Raw genomic sequence first — 19,772 nt, 5'->3', positions numbered from 1 at the left:
GGTGCTGGTCGTGGTGTGCGGGGTGGGCCGGGGCGCGGGACGGCTCACGACCGCCCGCGCTTGACCTGGTTGAACGGGACGTCGCGGTCGGCGGCGTACTCGCGGGGCATGCCGAGCAGCCGCTCGCTCACCTGGTTGCGGCCCATCTCGGTGCTGCCGCCGCCGAGGCTCGCCCCCTGCCGGCTGAGGTAGGCGACGCCCACCCGCCCGGTGACGCCCTCCTCGGTGCCGACGCCCGCGGCGATCTGCGCGCCGGCGATCTCCATCGCCAGGTCCGTGGAGCGCTGGGAGGTCTCGGCGTGGAACAGGCGCAGCAGCGCGGCCCCGGGGGCCGGCAGGGCGCCCGTGCCGATGGCGCGGCTGACCCGGCCCACCATCTGGTTCTGCACCGTCTCGTTGGCCAGCCACTCGCCGACCTTCTCCCGCACCCCGGGTTCCGCCGTCCGGCCGGTCGCCCGGGCGACTGTGAAGGGCGACTGCCCGCCGAGCGCCCGCGGCCGGCCGGCCAGGCCGCTGACATAGGGCGACCCGCCGCCGACCGCGTTGCGCTCGTGGAACAGCTGGCGGGAGGCGACGGCCCAGCCGTTGTTGACCTCGCCGACGACGTTGGCCGCCGGCAGCGCGACGTCGGTGAGGAACTCCTCGCAGAACTCCCGGGAGCCGTTGACCATCTTGACCCGGTTCATCTGCAGGCCCGGCGCCTTGGTCGGGATGAGGAACATGGTCAGCCCGCGGTGCTTGGGCACGTCCCAGTTGGTGCGCGCCAGGCCCAGGCCCCAGTCGGCCGCGTACGCCGAGGTGCTCCAGGTCTTCTGGCCGTTGAGGATCCAGGTGTCCCCGTCCAGCTCCCCCCGGGTGAGCAGGCCCGCGAGGTCGGACCCGCCGCTGGGCTCGGAGAGGAACTGGCAGAAGACCTCGTCGCCGCGGATGGCCGCGCTGATCCGCTCGGTCTTCTGCTCCTCGGTGCCCATGTCCAGCAGCGTGGCGCAGACGATGCTGAACGTCGGGATGTTCAGCTGCACCGGCATCTCGTAGCCGGCGGTCTCCTCGGTGAAGGCCCTCTGGTGGGCCGGGCTCAGGCCCAGGCCGCCGTACTCCCGCGGGAAGCAGATCCCGGCGAACCCGCCGACGTAGAGCATCTTCTGCAGCTCCCGGGCGCGCAGCCACTCCTCGTCGTCGTCGCCCAGGGCCGGCAGGGGCGCGTCGGGGTCCAGCCGCGGCATGCTGTCGGCGAGCCAGGCGCGGGCACGGGCGCGGAAGGACTCCACGCTCTCCGTCTCGGCGGTCGTCATCGGGGTCAGCCCTTCGCGCGCGGTCAGAGGGAGGAGAGGTCGGCGAGCCGGCGGCGGTGGTCCTCGGGGGTGCCGTAGAGGGCCCGGTCCGAGGTCGCGCGGCGCAGGTACAGGTGCAGGTCGTGCTCCCAGGTGACGCCCAGCCCGCCGTGCAGCTGCACGCAGTCCTGCAGGATCCACTGGGCCCGCTCGGCGACGAAGGACTTGGCGACGCTCACCAGCTCCGCCGACTGCGGCGACCCCGCCTGCACCGCCTCCGCCGCGGCCTGGGTGGTGGCGTGGCAGGCCTCCAGCCACGTGCGCATGTCGGCGTAGCGGTGCTTGAGCGTCTGGTAGGAGGCCAGCGGGCGGCCGAAGGAGTAGCGGTCGAAGCCCCACTGCATCGTCACGGCGAACATCCGGTCCAGCCCGCCGCACAGCTCGGCGCACTGGATGAGCAGGGCGATCTGCAGCTGGCGCTCGAGCACCTCGGCGGTGGTCGCCGGCGTGCCGACCACGGCGTCCGCGCCGACCACGACGCCGTCGAGCCGGACCTCGGCCAGCGGGCGGGAGAGGTCCAGCGCCCACTGCGGCGACACGGTCACGCCCTCGGCCGAGGTGGGCACCAGGAACTGGGCCAGGCCCTCGGGCGTGGTCGCGGTGACCAGCAGCAGGTCGGCCTCCCGGCCCCCCTCGACCCGGTCCTTGGTCCCGTCGAGGCGCCAGCCCTCGCCCGTGGGCGTCGCCGCGACGCGGGCGGACTCGGGCGCCCACTGGCCGCCGGGCTCGTAGACCGCCCACGACGCGACCTGCTCGCCGGACACCAGGGCCTCGATCGTCCCGCCGTGGTCGGGGCCGGCGCCGTGCGCGGCGACCAGGCCGGCGAGCACGACGTTCACCGGGAGGAACGGGCCGGGCGCGACCACGCTGCCCAGCTCCTCGGCCAGCAGCACCAGGTCCCGGACGCCCTCGCCGGACACGCTGCCGCCGCCGAGCTCCTCCGGGACGATCGTCGCCGCCCAGCCCAGCTCCGTGCCGCGCTGCCAGGAGTCGCGGTCCCAGGCCGGCTCGCCGACCTCCAGCCGGCGCAGCCGGTCCAGGGAGTGGTCCTTCTCGAGCAGCGACCTGGCCGAGGTCTGGAAGAGCTTCTGGTCGGCTGTGAGCTCGAGCTCCACCGCGTCTCCTCGTGTTCCACGTCGTCGTGGGGCTTGTGGGCGCAACCGCTTCCGCGGGGGGCCGGCCGGCCGGTGCGGCGACGGGCGCGGGGGCACCGTGCCGCGCGCCCGGGCGCGGACCCGGCGAGCACACCACGGGTTCCTGAGACTTGTCAATCCATCGAACTTGGCTGCTCCCGCTGCCCGTCCGAGCCCCCGGGCGGCCCGGCCACGAGCCCGGTGCGGCCGGCGACGGGGGGAGGTCCCGACGGGGGGAGGTCCCCGGGTGGCGGGAGACCGCGCCGCGGACGCCGCCCCGGACCGTGGCCCGGGTCCCGCGTCGCGGAGCCGCGCCCGGCCCCCCGGCGGACCGGTCCCCCGGCCGGCCGGAGAGGCCCCGTCGACGGGTCGGGACCGCACCCTCCGACCGCGCGGCGCCGTCGACGCCCGGCAGGGGGGTCGGCCCCGCCCGTCCACGGTTCGCCCATCCGGGCCCGGGCCGCGCCGTCCGGCGCCCGACCTGCGCCGACGTCGCGGCCGGCGAGGCGGGGCGGGACCTGCTACACCTCACCCGTCGGGGCGATCGCGAGATGTGGGACGGTTCACCGCGCACGCAGGTGGGCACGAGGGGCCCGGAACGGTTAGATTGACGTTCGTCTAACGCTTGAACGTGAACGGAATCCGGAGGGGACGCCGTCATGACCCGTGAGCCCGTCGCCGCGACGGAGGTCTTCAAGGCACTCGGAGACCCCATCCGGTGGAACATCGTGCAGCAGATGGCGCAGCAGGAGGAACTGGCCTGCAGCGTCCTCGAGGACACGCTGCCCGTCTCCAAGCCGACCATCTCCTACCACACCAAGATCCTCACCCAGGCGGGTCTGATCGAGGTGCGCAAGCGGGGTCGCAACTACTTCTACTCGCTGCGGCGCGAGGTCCTCCGCGCGCTGATGGACGAGATGTGGACGCTCGCCCCCAGCCCGCGCCTGGTGAGCAGCACCGGCGAGGAGACCGCCTCCCCTCGGTCCGAGCGCCCGGCGCTCAAGGCCGCGGTCGGCGACGACACCCCCCGCTCCGCGGCGCTGCTGACCTGGTAGTCCGCCTCCCCCGGACGGGTGGCCGCCCGGGGGAGCCGGCACACCGGCTGACGTAGGGTTCCCCCGCTCCGGCTGAGGAAGGGGAACGACGGATGGCGGCCGACTCCGGCGACGCAGTGCTGGTGAGCGAACCGGCGACGGGCGTGCGCCTGCTGACGCTCAACCGCCCCGGCGTGCGCAACGCCATGACCGCCGAGATGACGGTGGCCTGGGACCGCGCCCTCGACGAGGTCGCCGCCGACCGCGGCACCCGCGTCGTCGTCGTCACCGGCGCGGGCAGCTCCTTCTGCTCCGGCGCGGACCTCTCCTGGCTGGACCAGGGGTCCGAGGAGGACATCACGATCGACCGGCTGCGCGACCGGATGCTGCCGTTCTACCGCAGCTGGCTGCGCCCCCGGCAGCTGCCGTTCCCGGTGCTGGCCGCCGTCAACGGGGCCACCGTGGGCGCCGGCGTCTGCCTGGCCTTGGCCTGCGACCTCCGCTTCTCCGCGACCGGCGCCCGGTTCAGCACGCCGTTCATCTTCCGCGGCACGCACGGCGGCATGGGCGCCACCTGGCTGCTGCCCGAGGCCATCGGGGTCTCCCGGGCCCGCGAGATGCTGTTCACCGGCCGCGAGGTCCCGGCCGCGGAGGCCCTCGAGTGGGGGCTGGTCACCGAGGTCGCCGACGACGTCCTCGCGCACACGCTCGCCGTCGCCGGCCGGCTCGCCGAGGCGGCCCCGATCGCCGCGCGGCTGACCAAGACCGGGCTCGAGCAGTCGGCCGCCGGGCTGGAGGCCTCCCTGCAGTGGGAGGCGATGGCGCAGCCGGTCACCATGACCACGGAGGACCTGCACGAGGGCATCGCGGCGTTCCGGCAGAACCGGGCGCCGCGCTTCCTCGGTCGCTGAACCCATCGGGAGGCGGTCAGCCGACCGAGCGCAGGTGCCCGCGCCGCGGGCGCACGACCGCGGCCGCCCGCCCGGCCCGGCGGCCGGCCGCGACCAGGACGCCGGTGTCGTCGGCGGCGGCGTCGCCCAGGGCCTGCTGATCGGGCACCGCCGCGTACAGGCCCGGCACCGCGCCGTCCCCGGCGCTCATCTGACCGGTCGCCCGGTCCACGCGCAGCTCGGCGAGCGCGTCGGCGCACGCCCCGGCCTCGCGGGCGCACCAGGCGCGCACCTCGAGCTCGGGGGTCGGGACCGGTGCCTCGTCCGCGACCAGGGCGAGCCGGCGCCGGCGTGGCGCCGCCCTGCGGGCCTCGGCGGTCGCCCAGACGGCGGGCCCGACGAAGTCCCAGTGCGCCCGGTCGGTGCCCAGCACGACCGACGACGCCGACACGGTGCCGACCTCCGACGCGTCGTGCCACAGCGCCTCGGCCGCGCGCCGCAGGGTGCGGGTGAGGCCGCCGGACAGCCGCGGCGTCCACCCGCTCAGCCGGTCCAGCCACCAGTACCGGGCGCCGGAGGGGGTGAGCGGGTCCATCGCCGCGAAGCCGACGCCGCTGACGCGCCCGCCCTCGACGAGCAGCTCGTGCACCGCCGCCTGGCGGCGGACCTCCACCCCGGCCGCGAGCGCCTCGGCGCGCAGGGTGGACAGCGGCGGGACGGCGGTGCGCGGGCGGGACCGGAACCGGCGGCGGACCCGGACGGGGGCGCCGGCTCGGGCGCGGGCGCGGCGCGGACCCGCGGTCAGCGCGGACGGCCGGACGACGACGCCGCGGCGGTCCAGCACGAGGACGCGGGCCCCGGATCGGGCGGCCTCCAGGGCCGCGGCGGCACCCGCCACGCCGAATCCGACGACCACCACGTCGTAGTCCTCAGCACCCGCCATCGGCCAGCCTCCTCGCCAGCACGCACACCTCCGGGAGCCCCGGGGATGTGGGCCGGATCACCCGGCCGCGATGACCGTACGGAGGTCGGTGACACGTGTCAACGCTCCGGTGGCACTTTCTGCCACTGATACCGGATGGGGCTCGGTAGGGGTACCGCGAACGGCCTGGCAGGCCGCGCGCGGAGCCTCAGGTCGTCTCGCCCTGGATGATCGAGAAGGTGCCCGGCGGCATGCTCGAGGTCGGCGCCTTGCCCCGGCCGAACGCGTGCGCGATGGCCTGGCGGATCGCGCTGACGGTGGTGCGGACGTCGAACCCGACGGTGCTCAACCGCGGCTGCACGAGCTGCCCCACGCTGCCCCCGCCCACGCCCACCACGCCGACGTCCCCCGGCACGGCGGCCCGCAGCGCCACCGCGGCGAACGACACCGCGAGGGCCACCTCGTCGTTGGAGCAGGCGACGCCGACCGGCCGCCCCCGGGTCCGCAGCAGCTCGCACACCGCGGTCTGCGCCCCGGCGGACTGCAGCGGCACGGAGATGGTGGTCGGCGGGGCCAGCCCGGCCTCGGCGCAGACGTCGGCGAGGACGGAGCACCGCAGGCGGCCGAACGGGTCGTCGCGGTGGTCGACGAGGAAGGCGTAGGCCAGCGCGGTGTAGCCCCGCTCGATGAGGTGCTCGGCCTGCGCCCGGGCGATCGCCATGTTGCCGTCGTCCACCCCGCCGGCGTTCTCGGGCCGCCCGGAGAGCACCCGGCACCCCTGGCGCGCCAGCGCGGCGTGCCCCTCCGCCGTCAGGCTGCCCAGGTCGACCAGGCCGGCCGGGCGGAGCGTCTCGACGACGTGCTGGAGGCGGGCCAGCTCCGCGACCGCGCCGCCGCCCCGGTCGAAGTGCACGACCGTGCTGCAGCCGAAGTCGTCGAGGTCGGCGGCGATCGCCTCGATGATGTCCTGGACGTTGGTCAGCGTGGTGTGCGGGACGACGAGGACGACGAGGTCGCTGCGCCCCAGGACCAGCGACCGGCCGGCCGCCGACGGGACGTACCCGAGCGCCTCCGCCGCGTCGCGGACCCGCGTCACGGTCTCCTCGGAGAAGCGGGCGACCTGCCCGTTGAGGATGTGGCTGACGGTCGACCGGGAGACCCCGGCCAGCCGGGCGACGTCCACGCTGGTCGCGCCGGGGCGCCGCGGCTCCGGCGGCAGCACCGCCACGCCCTCCGACTCGACGCCCACGACCACTCCCGGCAGACGGGGGCCGCGCGGCGCGCGACCCGGCGGCGGCCGGCACCGGACGGGCCGGCCGCGTCGCGACGCAGTGTGACCCACGTCGTCGATTCGAAGTATTTACGACCATTCACCACTCGTCTACCTTCGGAGCAGCGCGCGCCTCCGGAGCAGGCCCGTGCCCGAGGGACAGCGAGGTGGCCCGTGCCGGGAGCAGGCGTCCGCGCGGTACCGGCCCCACCCACGGCGCGGCCGCGGGCGGTCCCCGGCACCCGCCGTCCCGCGAGCCGGCCCGCCCCGGCCCGCCGGCCGACGCCACCTGAGCCCGCCGCCACCTGAGACCGCCGCTCCCCACCAGCCCCGCGGCCCGCGACCCGGGCCCTCCCGCGCAGCCGAGGAGACCACCGCCCCATGCCCATCGAGAAGATCGCCGTCGTCGGCTGCGGGACCATGGGCGGGGGGATCATCCAGCTCGCCGCCCAGAACGGCTTCGAGGTCGTCGGGATCGAGCCGCAGGAGGAGGGGCTGGCCCGGGCCGACGAGCGCATCCGCGCCGGCCTGCAGGCGACCCTGGACCGTGGCAAGATCACCGAGGAGCAGGCCGAGCGGGCCCGTGGGCTGTACCGGCTCACCACCGACCTCGCCGAGATCGCCGAGGCCGACCTGGTCGTGGAGGCGGTGTTCGAGGACGTCGCGCTCAAGCTGGACCTGCTCGGGCGGATCGACGAGCTGGTCGGCCCCGACACCCTGATCGCGTCCAACACCTCGACCATCCCCCTGGTCGTGCTCGCCTCGGGCACCAAGCGCCCGGAGCAGGTGATCGGCCTGCACTTCTTCAACCCGGTGCCGGCCATGCGGCTGGTCGAGGTCATCCGGACCCCGATCACCGAGCAGGGCCCGATCGACGCGGTGGTCGCCCTGGTGTCCGGGTGGGGCAAGAACCCCGTCGTCGTCAACGACGTCCCCGGCTTCGTCGGCAACCTGCTGATCGTCCCCTACCTGCTCGACGCCATCCGGGCCTTCGAGCGGGGCGTGGCCCCGATGGACTCCATCGACGCGGTCGTCCAGCTCGGCTTCAACCACAAGATGGGGCCGTTCCGCACCAGCGACCTCATCGGGCTGGACATCGTGCACGACATGGCCGCGTCCATGTACGAGGAGTACAAGGACCCGCGCTACCAGCCCCCGACGCTGCTCAAGCAGTACGTGCGCCTGGGCTGGCTCGGCCGCAAGACCGGCCGGGGCTTCTACCGCTACGACGACTGACCGGCACCACCTGCGACCGACGAGACCCAGCAGCGAGGAGACGAGCGTGGCCGAGGGACTGTTCATCGCCTACAGCAGCGCCGTGCCCGGCAAGGACGCCGAGTACGAGAAGTGGTACGAGGAGGTGCACGTCCCCGACGTCCGCGCCGCGATCCCGTCGATCACGGCGGTGCACCGGTACAGGCAGGTCGACCTGACCGGCGCCGGGGGCGGCCCCCGGTACGTCGCGGTCTACGAGCTCGGGGACGCCGACGTGGCGAAGGCGGCGACCCAGCTCGGCGAGGCCGGCGCCTCCGGCCGGCTCCGGATGACCGACACCATCGACATGACCGGCAACCCGCCGGACGTGCAGTGGTTCGTCGCCACCGGCGCCACCGGCGACCTCGGCGCCTGAGCTCCCGAGCCGATCCGCCGCCGCCCCGTCGCGGCGATGACCACCCAGCCGCCCACAGAGAGGGAGAACGTCCGGTGAAGAAGCAGGTGCAGGTCACGGGCGACCACGGCCTCGGCCAGATGGTGCACGTCGTCCACATGGCCGACGACGCGCAGAAGCTGCGCGAGTTCTACGAGCGGGTCTTCGGCGGCTTCGTCTACATGGGCGTCGACGAGCCGAACTACCTCCCGGTCGAGGACCGCTACGCCACCCTGCTGATGGTCTCCGACCTGTGCATCGAGACCATGGCCCCGGCGATGCCGGTCGACACGTCGCTGCCGGTCGGCAAGTTCTACGACAAGTTCGGCACCCACCTGCACTCGGTGGGCTACAAGGTCGACGACCTGGCAGGGCTGGTGGACCGCCTGGTCGCCAAGGGCATCTACATCGGCCGCCCCGGCGGCGGCAAGGTCGAGAAGGCGACGCCGGACCTCGGCTACTGCTACCCGAGCCCGCGCGACACGTTCGGCCTGATGGTCGAGCTGTGCGAGCACGACATGCCGAACGACCCGCGCGACCTCGAGACCTGGTCGTCGCTGCAGCGGACGTGGCTCACCCACCCGCTCACCATCGAGCGCTTCACGTTCGTGACGCTGGGCGTGAAGGACCTGGACAAGGCGGTCGAGACCTACGTCGACGAGTTCCAGGCGATCCCGATCGAGCGCGGCGAGGACCCGGACCTGCAGGCCTCCTACGTCACCATGCAGCTCGGCGACTGCCTGCTGCAGATCGCGCAGCCGCACAGCCCCGACTCCGACCTCGGCCGGCACGTGGCGCAGTGGGGCAACATGATCTACAGCCTCCGGTTCAAGGTCACCGACCTGGACTCGGCGGAGGCGTGGCTGACCAAGCAGGGCGTGCGCTCGACCCGGGTGCGCGAGACCCTGCTGATGACCGACCCCGAGGACTCCTTCAACGCGCCGATCTTCCTGAGCACCGAGGAGATCCACGGCGACCCGTTCGCCGGCTGACCAGGAGCACCCCACCGAGGGCCCGCCGACCGCGACGCGCGGCCGGCGGGCCCTCGTCGCAGGTGGGGGCGGCGACCGCCGCACCTAGCATGCTCGCCGTGGAGTCGGATCCGCGGGACGTCGTCGCCCGCTACTGGGACGGGCTGTGGCACCGGCGGGACCTCGGCATCGTCGACGAGATCGTCGGCGAGCCCTACGTCCGGCACTCGGCCGGCGGCACCCGGGCGGTCAGCCGGCAGGAGTTCAAGCGCGAGATCGCCGGCGCCTGGCGGCTGCTGCACGACGCCACGACCACCATCGACGACCAGGCCGCCGCCGGTGACCGGGTGTGGACCCGCGCCACCACCCGGGGCGTCAACCTGGACACCGGCGAGATGTCGGTCCTGACCTGGCTGACCGTCCACCGCCTCGAGGGCGGGCGGATCGTCGAGTCCTGGACGGCGACGCTGCCCGGCGTGGACTGGCGCCAGCCGCCCCGCTAGCCGAGGTCGCGGAGCTGGTCCGCGCGCGCCAGCCGGCCGCGCGAGACCACCGCGAACACCGCCATCACGGCGAGCGTCAGCAGCCCCATCGCGCCCAGCACCCAGCGCAGCCCCACCGCGTCGGCCAGCGCCCCCAGGGGCAGCGCCGCGATGCCGAAGGCGCCGAAGCTGAGCATCGCCAGGCTCTGGATGCGGCCGTGGTAGGCCATGTCGGACAGGCCCAGCAGCAGCGACTGGTTCGCCGTCTGGAAGGCCAGGTTGCCCGCGCCGATGACGAACAGGACGACGACGGCCACCCAGAACGTCGGCGCGAGGGCCAGCGCCCCGACCCCCGCGCCGAAGACGATCCCGGCCAGCAGGAACGCCCGCGTCTGCGACCGCCGGTGGGACCGCCGGCCGAGCAGCAGACCGGTCAGGACCGCTCCCACCGCGGAGGTGGCGGAGAGGATGCCGTAGCCGGCGGATCCGAAGCCGAACAGGTCGCTGGCGACGGTCGGCAGGAAGGCCAGGTACGGCAGCCCCGCCATCGTCACGCCGAAGCCGCACCACAGCAGCGCGCTCAGCTCCGGCCGGCCGGCCACGTACCGGACGCCGTCGGCCAGCTCGGCCAGCGGCGAGAGCACCGGCACCTCCCGGTCGGCCGACGCCCGGGGCATCCCGGCGGTGAGCACCAGCCCCACCGCCGCCAGCCCGGCGCTGGCCAGGAACACCGCCTCGATGCCGAAGCTCACCGAGCCGACCAGCACCCCGGCCACCGCCGGGCCGACGACCCGGCTCACCTCCGCGTTGACCAGCAGCATCGACACGGCCGTGGACAGCGAGCCGCCCGGCAGCACCTCGGCGAGGTAGGCCATCCGCGCGGGACCGAACAGCGCGAACGCGGCGGCCTGGATCATCGAGGAGACCAGCAGCATCCAGTAGGCGATGACGTCGAAGGCCACCGCCAGCCCGATCCAGGCGCTCGAGGCGGCGAGCATCGCGGTGGAGACCTGCAGCACCAGCCGCTTGGGCAGCCGGTCGGCCGCGACGCCGCCCCACGGGGTGGCCACCAGCATCGCCACGCCGAAGGCCAGCAGGACGCCGCCGAGCGCGGCGTTGGAGCCGGTGAGCTCGAACGCCAGCCAGCCGCGGGCGATCGTCTGGGCCATCACGCCGAGGAAGACGACGGTGGCGTTGAGGTAGAGGACCGCGAAGGGACGGATCCCCAGCAGCGCCGCGGGCCGCAGCGGCTCCGGGGGCGCCTCCGCGGCGACCCCCGCCCTGCTGGTCTCGCCGGTCATGGTCCCTCGCAGGCCGGTGGTCGACGGCCGGCCCGCGACGGCCACCTCCGCCGCAGACGCTCGATACAGCAGTCATAACATGGTCGAAGGACGGCGGCCGGGCTCCGGGCGCGCCGGAGCGAGGAGGACCCGTGGGAACAGCCGCCGAGCGACCCGACGACGGGCTGGACCCCGACCTGGCCGACCTGCCCGGCCCGGACACCGCGATCACCGGGTCCCGCGTGGGCGCGGCCGACGGCGGCACGGTGCGGGAGATCCGCCGGCGGGTGGCCCGGCACCTCGTCGGCCGCGACCGCGAGGTCGATCTGTTGCTCGCCGCCGTGTCGGCGGGCCGCGACGTGCTCCTCGAGGGCCCGCCCGGCACGTCGAAGTCCACCCTGCTGCGCTCGATCACCACCGAGTGGGGCATCCCGCTGCTCTTCGTCGAGGGCAACGCCGACCTCACCCCGACCCGGCTGGTGGGGCACCACAGCCCCGCCCGGGTGCTGCGCGAGGACTACACCGCGGACAACTTCGTCCCCGGTCCGCTGGTGGAGGCCATGCAGGCCGGCGGCTTCCTCTACGTCGAGGAGTTCAACCGCGCGCCGGAGGACACGCTCAACACGCTGCTGACCGCGATGGCCGAGCGGCGGATCGCCGTCCCGCGGGTCGGCACGGTGGAGGCGCTGCCCTCGTTCCGCGTCGTGGCCTCGATGAACCCCTACGACAACATCGGCACGACCCGCCTGTCGACCTCGGTGTACGACCGGCTGTGCCGGCTGGCCGTCGACTACCAGGACGCCGAGGCCGAGCGCGGCATCGTGGGGCGGCGGACCGGCGTCGAGTCGCCCCGGCTGATCGCCGACGCGGTGGCCCTGACCCGCGCCACCCGCGAGCGCGACGACGTCCGGCAGGGCAGCAGCGTGCGCGGCGCGATCGACCTCGCGCTCGTCGCCGCGCAGCTGGCCACCATGCGGGCGGTGCCGCTGCCCGACGAGCCCTCCGTGGCGCCGCCGCGCGGCCTGCCCGAGGAGTACACCGCCGTCGTCCTCGACGCGCTGCTGCTGGCGCTGTCCGGGCGGATCTTCCTGGACGAGGCGCTGGAGTCCACGCCGGAGTCCGTGCTGCGGGAGATCTGGGAGGACCACTTCCTGCTGCAGCCGTCGGTGGCCGACCCTGGTTGAAGGACGATCGCCGCCGACTCCCCGATCGAGCGGCGCAGCGGGAGCCGGCGGGAGGGCCCACGCGGCACCCGGCCGCTCAAGCGGCGGCCCAAGCAGCTGACGGAGGAGCCGTCGCTGTTCACGCCGAGCCCCGGCGGCGGCGGGCTGACGCTCACCGGCGGTGACCGGCGGCGGCTGCGCCCGGGGTCCGCTCCCCCGGGCGGGACGGCGCGCGGCGCCACCGAGGAGGAGGGCACCGTCATCGCGCTGGCCGACCTGGCCGCCGTCGACGCCGGCGAAGCCCGGGTGCGGCAGCGGGCGCGGGAGATCGCCCGGCGCCTCGCGGTGGCGCGGCCGCCGCGCGAGCGCCGCCCCCGCCGCGGCGTCGGCGAGCTGACCAGCCTCCCGTGGAGCGGCGGCTCCGACGAGCTCGACCTCGAGCGGACGATGGACGCCCTGGTCGGCAAGCCCCTGCCGGACGACGACGACGTCATCGTGCGCGAGCGCGTGCGGCGGCGGCGGGCCGTCGTCCTCGTGGTGGACGTCTCCGGCTCGATGCGCGGGGAGCGGATCCGGACCGCCGCGGCGACCGTCGGCGCGCTGGCGGGCGAGCTGGCCCGCGACCGCTTGTCGGTGGTCGCGTTCTGGTCCGACGCGGCCGTGCTGGTGCGGATGGGCGAGCCGGCCGACCCCGCCGCGGTGCTCGACCTGCTGGTCCGGATGCCGGCGCAGGGGCTGACCAACGTGTCCTTCGCGCTGCAGACGGCGGCGGCCCAGCTCGCCGGGGTGCCCCCGCGCGACGGCCGGGTGCTGCTGCTGTCGGACTGCGTGCACAACGCCGGGCCCGACCCGCGGCTGGTGGCCGCCCGCCTGCCGCGGCTGGACGTCCTGCTCGACACGACCGGCGAGGACGACGTCGAGCTCGGCCGGGACCTCGCCCGCGCCGGCCGGGGCCGCTGCCGGCTGGTCGCCGGGCACCGCGAGGTGGCGGGCGCGCTGACGTCGGTCTTCGCGCCCTAGCGCGCGCCGGGGGCGGCGCCGGAGCCGCGGGGCGGCAGCCCCACGATCTTGCGGTGGTCCCAGCTGACCAGCTTCTCCGGGGTGATCCGCAGCCAGGCGTGCCGCCCGTCCGGCGCGAACGTGTCGCTGCCGGTGTACTTGCGCGCGAACTCCCGCTCCACCGGGGGGAGCTCGGGCTGCTCCTCGTCACCGCGCGGGACGCCGCCGACCGCCTCGGCGCGGCCGGTGATCTCCACGCCCCGCAGTTCGGAGAACTCCTCGCCGGCGTCGACGACGACGGCCACCCGCGGGTCGCGGGCCAGGTCGGTCCAGCGCTGGCTGCGCACGATCGAGTTCAGCCAGAGGGCGGCGCCGTCCCAGACGAACCACAGTGGGGCGACGTGCGGCCGGCCGTCGGCGCCGACGGTCGCCACCCGGCAGGTGCGCTCGCCGGCCAGGAAGGCGGCCACCTCGTCGGCGGTCATCGCGATCGCCCGCCCGCGGCGCTGGCCGCTCGCGGGCGGCCGGGCGGCGGTCACCGGCCCAGCACCAGGGACATGGCCTCGGCGCGGGTGGCGGCGCTGTCCCGGAAGCTGCCGCGCACCGCGGACGTCGTCGTCACCGCCCCCGGCTTGCGGATGCCGCGCATGCCCATGCACAGGTGCTCGGCCTGGATGACCACCAGGGCGCCCCGCGGCTTGAGCACGTCGTGCAGGGCGTCGGCGATCTGCCGGGTCATCCGCTCCTGCACCTGGGGCCGGCGGGCGTACACGTCGACCAGCCGGGCGAGCTTGGACAGGCCGGTGACCCGGCCGTCCTCGGAGGGGATGTACGCGATGTGCGCCACGCCGTGGAAGGGGACCAGGTGGTGCTCGCAGGTCGAGTACATCGGGATGTCCTTGACCAGCACGAGCTCGTCGTGGTCCTCGGCGAAGGTGGTCGCCAGGACCTCGGCCGGGTCCTGGCCGAGGCCGCCGAACGTCTCGGCGTACGCGCGGGCGACGCGGCCGGGGGTGTCGCGCAGGCCCGGCCGGTCCGGGTCCTCCCCCACCGCGAGCAGCAGCTCCCGCACGGCCGCCTCGGCGCGGGCGGCGTCGAACGGGGGCGTCCGCCCGGTGCCGGGCGTCTCGGTCGAGGTCACGTGCCCCTCCTCGCAGGTGGCGGCGCCGGTCGGGTCCTCCTCCGGCGTGGTGTCCGGTAAGGCCTACCAGAGGGCGGGGACGGGTCGCCCGGGCCGCCCCCCGGGCGGGAACGACGACGGCCCGCCGGGAGTCCCCCGGCGGGCCGTCGTCGTGCGCTGCGGATCAGGCCGCGGTGGCCCCGCCCAGGTAGGCGTGCAGCAGCTCCTCCCCGGCCTCGTCGGCGCGGCCGGACCACGTCACGGCGCCGCGCTGGAGGATGATCGCCTGGTCGGCGAAGTCGAGCGCCCGGCTGGCGAACTGCTCGATCATCAGCACGGCCACGCCGGCCTGGCGCATCTTGTCCAGGCTCTCGAACACCAGGTCGACGAGCTTGGGCGCCAGGCCCAGCGACATCTCGTCGGCGATCACGAGCTTGGGCATCACCATCAGCGCGCGGGCCAGCGACAGCATCTGCTGCTCACCGCCGGACAGCGTGCCCGCCAGCTGCTTGCGCCGCTGGCCGAGCACCGGGAACAGCTCGAAGGCGTGGTCCATGCACTCGTCCTTGCCGGTGCGCTGGGTGTTCAGCGCCATCCGCAGGTTCTCCAGGACGGTGAGGCCGGGGAACACGCCACGACCCTCGGGCATGTGGATGAGCCCGGCCCGCCGGATCTTCGTGGGCGACCACTTGGTGATGTCCTTGCCGTCGAACCACATCCTGCCGCCGCTGGGCGGCACCAGCCCCGACACGGCCCGGGCCAGCGTGCTCTTCCCCGCCCCGTTGGATCCCAGCACGGCCAGCGAGCCGTTCGCGGGGATCTCGATGGAGACGTCGAACAGCGACTGCGCCGCGCCGTAGCGGACGGACAGGTGCTCGACCCGCAGCAGCGGGTTCGACTCGCTCGTGGTCACGCCAGCTCCCCCTGCTCGATCTCGGCCTCGGCCCGCTGCACGGCGGGCTTCTCGATCTCCTCGCCCAGGTACGCGGCGCGCACCGCCGGGTCCCGGCGGACCTCCGCCGGCGTGCCGCCGGCGATCTTGACGCCGAAGTCCAACACGTGGACGGCGTCGGACATGCCCAGCACCAGCTCCACGTCGTGCTCGACCATCAGCAGCGAGACCCCGTGGTCGCGGACGACCGACTTGAGCACCTCGGCCACCTCCTCGGTCTCCCGCACGTCCAGCCCCGACGAGGGCTCGTCGAGCAGCAGCACCCGCGGCTCCCGGGCCAGCGCCCGGGCGATCTCCAGCAGCCGCGCCGACCCCAGCGGGAGACCCGCCGCCGGCAGGTGCTGGATCCCGCCCAGCTGCAGGGACTCGACGAGCTCGTCGACCCGGGCCTCCTCGGCCTTGGGCGCGTTGAAGAAGCCGCCGAAGTTGACGAGATCGGTCCAGATCCGGCTCTTGGCGTTCTTCATCCGGTAGGCCAGCACGAGGTGCTCGCGGACCGTCAGCGAGGAGAACAGCTCCGGGTGCTGGAAGGTGCGGGACAGCCCGCGGGCCGCGCGCTTCTGCGGCGAGGTGCCGGTGACGTCCTCGCCGTCCATGAAGACCCGGCCGGCAGTCGGGCGCAGCAGCCCGGACAGCACCGCGAACAGGGTGCTCTTGCCGGCGCCGTTCGGGCCGACCAGCCCGACGATCTGCTGGCTGCCGACCGCCAGGTCGACGTCCTTGTTCGCCACCAGACCGCCGAAGCGGACGGTCACACCGCGGGCCTCCAGCCGGGGCGGTGCGGTGTCGGGCGACACCGTCTCCGGCGCGTGCAGTGCGGTGCTCATGCCTGTCCTCCAGCGGTGATGGGGGCGGCCTCACCGCGCGGGGCGGAGGTGACCAGGTCGTCGGCCGACTCCGGCCCGGACGCGCCGGGTGTGCCCGGCGGGATGGACGTGGCCGTGTCCGGCCTGCGCCGGCCGAACAGCTTCATGATGTTGTTCCCGGTCTGCGCGACCACGCCCTCCGGGTGCAGCGCCAGGCCGAGGGCACCGAGGCCGAACAGGATGACCGGGATGTCGCCCAGGTCCGTGGAGACGTAGATCTGGAAGACCTGCGGCATGATCACGAAGCTGACGCCGGCGATCAGGGCCGCGATGTTGGACCGGGCGCCCATCGTCACCAGGACGGCGAGCCAGACCAGGCCGCCGGTGGGGTTGAACGAGTCCGGCAGCGTGGAGCCGTTGGCCATGGCGATGAACCCACCGCCGACCGCGGCGGCGTAGGTCGCCAGGCCCGAGATGAGCACCTTGGTCTGCACGACGCTGATGCCCAGGGTCTTCGAGCCGGTCTCGCTGAACCGGACCGCGCTCATCGCCAGGCCGGCGGTCGACCGCCGCACGTTGACGATGAGGATCGCCAGGACGACGAAGACGGCCAGCACCAGGTAGGTGAAGTCGTCGTTGGTCTGGGCGAACTCCGGACGCGGCATCGGCTGGCCGGACCCGAAGTTGTAGAAGGGGTCGCGGCCGAACACGAGCGTCTGGATCAGCGACCCGAAGGTCAGCGTCACCAGGGCGACGTACAGGTTGCCCAGCCGGATGGTCAGCAGGCCCAGGATGACGCCGACCGGGACGATGAACGCCGCGCCGACGAGGACGGCGACCAGCGGGTTCCAGTCCCAGTTGCGGACGAGCTCGGCCGCGAGGACCGCGCCGCCGCCGGCGAAGGTGATCTGGCTCAGCCACACCATGCCGCCCTCGCCGGTGACCAGCGTGTAGGACAGCAGGGCGATGGCGATCGCGATGCCGGTGGCGAGCAGCCCGGACCAGAACCGGTCGAGGTAGCCGGGCAGGATCGCGGCGATCCCGATGAAGATCACCCCGGCGAGGACGCCCGGGTTGAGGATCCGCCGGTTCGACCCGCCGCTCACCGCGTTGATGACCATGGGGTCGCCGCCCTGGGTGGCGATCGCCCGGTCGAGCGCGCCGCCGGCGACCATGTCCCCGGCCTGGCCGCGCAGTGCGTAGAAGAGCAGGAAGACCAGCATGAAGATGAACGGGATGCTGGGCACCACCGCGGCGCCGAAGTCGCTCGAGGGGTCGATGTACTTCTGCACCACGTTGGTGGCCACGCCCATGATCAGCGCGACGATCACCGCCAGCGGCAGGCTGCGCAGCTTGGCGGCGATGACGGCGGCGAAGGCCGCGGACATGAGGAAGGTCATCGAGGCGACGCTGAGGCCCGCGGTCGGCGCGATGAGGATGCCGGCGAGTCCGGCGAGCATGGCGCTCGCAGCCCAGACGCCGAGGGAGACCTTGCCGGGGCTGGTGCCGCTCAGGCTGGTCAGCGCCTCGGAGTCGACCAGCGCCCGGACCTTGAGCCCGACGTTGGTGAACCGCAGCAGGCCCACGCCGATGACGAGGACGACGACGAGGCCGATGTAGGTGGTCAGCTGGTCGGCGTTGATCGTCGACCCGAAGACGTCGTAGGTGGCCAGCGGCCGCGGGGCCAGGCCCGGCGCGGTCGGGTCCGTGGGCTGCTCGAGCCACAGCTGGATCAGCGGCGGGAGCGCCACCGAGAGGCCGACCGTGGCCATCAGCTTGATCAGCGTCGAGCGCAGCCGCAGGTGCCGGAAGAGCACCGCGTACAGGAACATCCCGAGCGCCGGGGCGAAGACGAACAGCGACACCGCCGCCGCCGGGACGATCGCCCAGTCCTCCTCCACGTGGAGGAAGTAGTAGAAGCGCGCGACCGAGTACGCCATCGCCGCGAACGCGAGGTTGAAGATGCCGGAGGCGACGTAGGTGATGACCAGGGAGCCGGCCGCTATCGCGTAGATGGACCCGAGGCCCAAGCCGGCGAGGACGTACGAGAGCACATCGACTCCATAGAACCGGGAGCAACGGTGTGCCGGCACGACCTGCGCCCCGCCGACATCACACAGGATGCCGAGGAGCGTGGTCGACACTTCGAGACACGTCAACACCTCTACGCGTGTCGGGTGCCCTGGGTCACAATCCGAGACTTCCCGTTGCCGGTGCGTCCCGGCTGCAGCGCTGGTCGGGGCGGGGATCCACCTCCGGCGGGGGTCTCCCGGACCGGGGCGGCACGGTCGGGGACCGCGAGCCGGTCAGATCACGACGCGATAACGATCTGGCACGAACTGCCGCTTGGGACCCCCTCCCGGCGGTGACACCCACCACAGCGTGGTGCAAGGTGCCGGGGGCGATCCTGCGATCGTTCGACAACTCTCGTATCGACGGAGGCACTGGGGTATGCGCAGAAGAGGCATGGCAGCGATGGGTGTGGTCTGTGCGGCCGCGCTGGTGCTGTCGGCGTGCGGCAGCGACGACGAGGAGTCGGGCGGCAGCGCCGGCGGTGGGGGCGGCGGCGGTGGCGGCACCATCGACGTCGGCATCCTCACCGCGCTGAGCGGCCCGGGCGCGGCGGCCGCCCAGGGCTCCATCCGCGGGGCCGAGGCCCGCTTCGCCGCCTACGAGGAGGCCGGCGAGGGCTGCGCCGCCGACCTGGACTTCACCATCGTCGAGGCCGACGACACCTCCTCGGCCCAGGGCGCGCTCGCCGGCGCGCAGAAGCTGGTCCAGCAGGACGGCGTCTACGCCCTCATCAACGTGAGCGCGTTCTTCTACGGCGCCTCGCCGTTCCTCACCACCCAGGCCAGTGACACGCCGGTCATCGGTGGGGCCTGGGACGGCGCCCAGGAGTGGTCGGCCCCCGACAACAACCTGTTCAACTCGAGCTTCGTGCCCAACTACGACGTCACCTACAGCACCGCCGGTGAGTTCCTCAAGGACCAGGGCGCGACCACGGTGGCCGGCATCGGCTACGTGAGCCCGAGCTCGCAGGCCGGTCTCGAGTCGGGCATGGCGTCGATCGACGCGGCCGGGCTGGAGCGCGGCTACATCAACAACAGCGTCCAGTTCGGCAGCACCGACGTCGGCCCGCTGGTCCTGGGCATCCTCGAGTCCGGCGCCGACGCCGTCTACACGACGATCAACTTCGACACCTCGCTGGCCCTGGTCGGCGGCCTCAAGCAGGCCGGCTGGGACGGGACGTTCATCTCCCCGACCGGCTACGGCGCCGACCTGCTGCAGTCCGAGCCCGCCGTCCAGGCCGGCCAGGGCGTCATCTTCTCCAACCAGTTCACCCCGGTGGAGACGGGCAGCGAGGCGACCCAGCAGCTGCAGGCCGCGCTCCAGGCGGCCGGCAACGAGTCCGGCATCCCCGGCTTCTACGAGAGCCAGGGCTGGTTCGGCGCCGACCTGCTGCTCCACGGCCTCGAGAAGGCCGGCTGCGACGCCGGCCAGTCGGACCTGATCTCCACCCTGCAGCAGACCGACGACTGGGACGCCGGCGGCCTGTACCCCCAGCCGGTGCCGCAGTCGACGATCGAGTACGACGAGCAGTGCCAGTTCTTCGTCACGCTGGAGGGCGACGGCTTCGTGCCGCTGAACGACGGCGAGGCGGTCTGCGGCGGCATCGTCGACTGATCCCCGACCCCGGCGGGGGGGGGGGGGCCCCGGCGGCGCCCCCCCCCCCCCCCACCCCCGCCGCCCCCCCCGCCCCTGCCCGCC

At 74.1% G+C, this 19,772-nt stretch carries 19 protein-coding genes; 9 read left to right on the top strand and 10 right to left on the bottom strand.

Annotation, left to right across the window (positions count from 1 at the left end):
* Positions 1–44: 44 nt before the first annotated feature.
* Both ACI79F_RS21310 and ACI79F_RS21305 read right to left on the bottom strand, forming a co-directional pair.
* Complete coding sequence (locus ACI79F_RS21310; RefSeq protein ID WP_456547423.1) at positions 45–1,292, bottom strand: acyl-CoA dehydrogenase family protein; 1,248 nt, start codon at positions 1,290–1,292, stop codon at positions 45–47.
* A 23-nt stretch (positions 1,293–1,315) separates the two neighbouring features.
* A complete protein-coding gene (locus tag ACI79F_RS21305; protein WP_456547422.1) occupies positions 1,316–2,446 on the bottom strand; it encodes an acyl-CoA dehydrogenase family protein in 1,131 nt (376 codons plus the stop codon).
* A 677-nt stretch (positions 2,447–3,123) separates the two neighbouring features.
* Here ACI79F_RS21305 and ACI79F_RS21300 point away from each other — a divergent pair.
* Together ACI79F_RS21300 and ACI79F_RS21295 are read left to right on the top strand one after the other, a co-directional pair.
* Positions 3,124–3,519, top strand: coding sequence for an ArsR/SmtB family transcription factor (locus ACI79F_RS21300; protein WP_456547421.1), 396 nt, complete (start codon positions 3,124–3,126; stop codon positions 3,517–3,519).
* Between the two features lie 92 nt (positions 3,520–3,611).
* The gene (locus tag ACI79F_RS21295) at positions 3,612–4,409 is read left to right on the top strand and encodes an enoyl-CoA hydratase/isomerase family protein (RefSeq protein WP_456547420.1); all 798 of its coding nucleotides are present in this window, start codon (positions 3,612–3,614) and stop codon (positions 4,407–4,409) included.
* Between the two features lie 16 nt (positions 4,410–4,425).
* On the opposite strand, the gene ACI79F_RS21290 is transcribed toward ACI79F_RS21295, so the two are convergent.
* Both ACI79F_RS21290 and ACI79F_RS21285 read right to left on the bottom strand, forming a co-directional pair.
* Positions 4,426–5,331 carry a hypothetical protein gene (locus ACI79F_RS21290; protein WP_456547419.1) on the bottom strand — a complete coding sequence of 302 codons (906 nt, stop codon included), beginning with the start codon at positions 5,329–5,331 and terminating at the stop codon, positions 4,426–4,428.
* A gap of 187 nt (positions 5,332–5,518) precedes the next feature.
* The gene (locus ACI79F_RS21285; RefSeq protein WP_456547418.1) at positions 5,519–6,559 is read right to left on the bottom strand and encodes a LacI family DNA-binding transcriptional regulator; all 1,041 of its coding nucleotides are present in this window, start codon (positions 6,557–6,559) and stop codon (positions 5,519–5,521) included.
* A 402-nt stretch (positions 6,560–6,961) separates the two neighbouring features.
* Here ACI79F_RS21285 and ACI79F_RS21280 point away from each other — a divergent pair, with 402 nt between their 5' ends.
* From ACI79F_RS21280 to ACI79F_RS21265, 4 genes are all read left to right on the top strand, one after another.
* The gene (locus ACI79F_RS21280) at positions 6,962–7,816 is read left to right on the top strand and encodes a 3-hydroxyacyl-CoA dehydrogenase family protein (protein WP_456547417.1); all 855 of its coding nucleotides are present in this window, start codon (positions 6,962–6,964) and stop codon (positions 7,814–7,816) included.
* 46 nt (positions 7,817–7,862) lie between these two features.
* The gene (locus tag ACI79F_RS21275; protein WP_456547416.1) at positions 7,863–8,210 is read left to right on the top strand and encodes a hypothetical protein; all 348 of its coding nucleotides are present in this window, start codon (positions 7,863–7,865) and stop codon (positions 8,208–8,210) included.
* Positions 8,211–8,284: 74 nt separating this feature from the next.
* Positions 8,285–9,220 carry a VOC family protein gene (locus ACI79F_RS21270; RefSeq protein ID WP_456547415.1) on the top strand — a complete coding sequence of 312 codons (936 nt, stop codon included), beginning with the start codon at positions 8,285–8,287 and terminating at the stop codon, positions 9,218–9,220.
* Between the two features lie 98 nt (positions 9,221–9,318).
* Positions 9,319–9,702: an ester cyclase gene (locus ACI79F_RS21265; protein WP_456547414.1), complete on the top strand. Its 384-nt coding sequence runs from the start codon at positions 9,319–9,321 to the stop codon at positions 9,700–9,702.
* Here the strand turns inward: ACI79F_RS21265 and ACI79F_RS21260 are convergent.
* Positions 9,699–10,982, bottom strand: a complete 1,284-nt coding sequence (locus ACI79F_RS21260; protein ID WP_456547413.1) for an MFS transporter — start codon at positions 10,980–10,982, stop codon at positions 9,699–9,701. The genes ACI79F_RS21265 and ACI79F_RS21260 overlap by 4 nt on opposite strands.
* Positions 10,983–11,113: 131 nt before the next feature.
* Between ACI79F_RS21260 and ACI79F_RS21255 the strand changes: the two genes are divergently transcribed.
* Together ACI79F_RS21255 and ACI79F_RS21250 are read left to right on the top strand one after the other, a co-directional pair.
* Positions 11,114–12,145, top strand: coding sequence for an AAA family ATPase (locus ACI79F_RS21255; protein WP_456547412.1), 1,032 nt, complete (start codon positions 11,114–11,116; stop codon positions 12,143–12,145).
* 285 nt (positions 12,146–12,430) lie between these two features.
* On the top strand, positions 12,431–13,144 hold the full coding sequence (locus ACI79F_RS21250; protein ID WP_456547411.1) for a VWA domain-containing protein: 714 nt from the start codon (positions 12,431–12,433) through the stop codon (positions 13,142–13,144).
* On the opposite strand, the gene ACI79F_RS21245 is transcribed toward ACI79F_RS21250, so the two are convergent.
* From ACI79F_RS21245 to ACI79F_RS21225, 5 genes are all read right to left on the bottom strand, one after another.
* Entirely contained in the window at positions 13,141–13,662 is a 522-nt protein-coding gene (locus tag ACI79F_RS21245) for a pyridoxamine 5'-phosphate oxidase family protein (protein WP_456547410.1), read from the bottom strand. The two genes, ACI79F_RS21250 and ACI79F_RS21245, sit on opposite strands and share 4 nt — an antisense overlap.
* Positions 13,659–14,264 (bottom strand): GTP cyclohydrolase I FolE, encoded by a 606-nt coding sequence (folE, locus tag ACI79F_RS21240; protein WP_456547409.1) that lies wholly within the window; start codon positions 14,262–14,264, stop codon positions 13,659–13,661. The genes ACI79F_RS21245 and folE overlap by 4 nt, the downstream gene beginning before the upstream one ends.
* A gap of 163 nt (positions 14,265–14,427) precedes the next feature.
* Positions 14,428–15,156, bottom strand: a complete 729-nt coding sequence (locus tag ACI79F_RS21235) for an ABC transporter ATP-binding protein (RefSeq protein ID WP_456547408.1) — start codon at positions 15,154–15,156, stop codon at positions 14,428–14,430.
* The gene (locus ACI79F_RS21230; protein ID WP_456547407.1) at positions 15,153–16,022 is read right to left on the bottom strand and encodes an ABC transporter ATP-binding protein; all 870 of its coding nucleotides are present in this window, start codon (positions 16,020–16,022) and stop codon (positions 15,153–15,155) included. Before ACI79F_RS21230 ends, ACI79F_RS21235 begins: the two co-directional genes overlap by 4 nt.
* Complete coding sequence (locus ACI79F_RS21225) at positions 16,019–18,055, bottom strand: ABC transporter permease (protein ID WP_456547406.1); 2,037 nt, start codon at positions 18,053–18,055, stop codon at positions 16,019–16,021. The genes ACI79F_RS21230 and ACI79F_RS21225 overlap by 4 nt, the downstream gene beginning before the upstream one ends.
* Positions 18,056–18,467: 412 nt before the next feature.
* Here ACI79F_RS21225 and ACI79F_RS21220 point away from each other — a divergent pair, with 412 nt between their 5' ends.
* Positions 18,468–19,688: an ABC transporter substrate-binding protein gene (locus tag ACI79F_RS21220; protein WP_456547405.1), complete on the top strand. Its 1,221-nt coding sequence runs from the start codon at positions 18,468–18,470 to the stop codon at positions 19,686–19,688.
* Positions 19,689–19,772: the final 84 nt, after the last annotated feature.

The sequence above is a fragment of the Blastococcus sp. SYSU D00868 genome (assembly GCF_054050575.1).
Note: the sequence above shows the minus strand (reverse complement) of the source record. Positions and strands in the feature narration are given on the sequence as shown.

Bases quoted from the DNA above. Each gene is read 5' to 3' on its own strand.
- ACI79F_RS21310 (WP_456547423.1), bottom strand. From the start codon at position 1,292: ATGACGACCGCCGAGACGGAGAGCGTGGAGTCCTTCCGCGCCCGTGCC.
- ACI79F_RS21300 (WP_456547421.1), top strand. From the start codon at position 3,124: ATGACCCGTGAGCCCGTCGCCGCGACGGAGGTCTTCAAGGCACTCGGA.
- ACI79F_RS21295 (WP_456547420.1), top strand. From the start codon at position 3,612: ATGGCGGCCGACTCCGGCGACGCAGTGCTGGTGAGCGAACCGGCGACG.
- ACI79F_RS21290 (WP_456547419.1), bottom strand. From the start codon at position 5,331: ATGGCGGGTGCTGAGGACTACGACGTGGTGGTCGTCGGATTCGGCGTG.
- ACI79F_RS21280 (WP_456547417.1), top strand. From the start codon at position 6,962: ATGCCCATCGAGAAGATCGCCGTCGTCGGCTGCGGGACCATGGGCGGG.
- ACI79F_RS21260 (WP_456547413.1), bottom strand. From the start codon at position 10,982: ATGACCGGCGAGACCAGCAGGGCGGGGGTCGCCGCGGAGGCGCCCCCG.
- ACI79F_RS21230 (WP_456547407.1), bottom strand. From the start codon at position 16,022: ATGAGCACCGCACTGCACGCGCCGGAGACGGTGTCGCCCGACACCGCA.
- ACI79F_RS21220 (WP_456547405.1), top strand. From the start codon at position 18,468: ATGGCAGCGATGGGTGTGGTCTGTGCGGCCGCGCTGGTGCTGTCGGCG.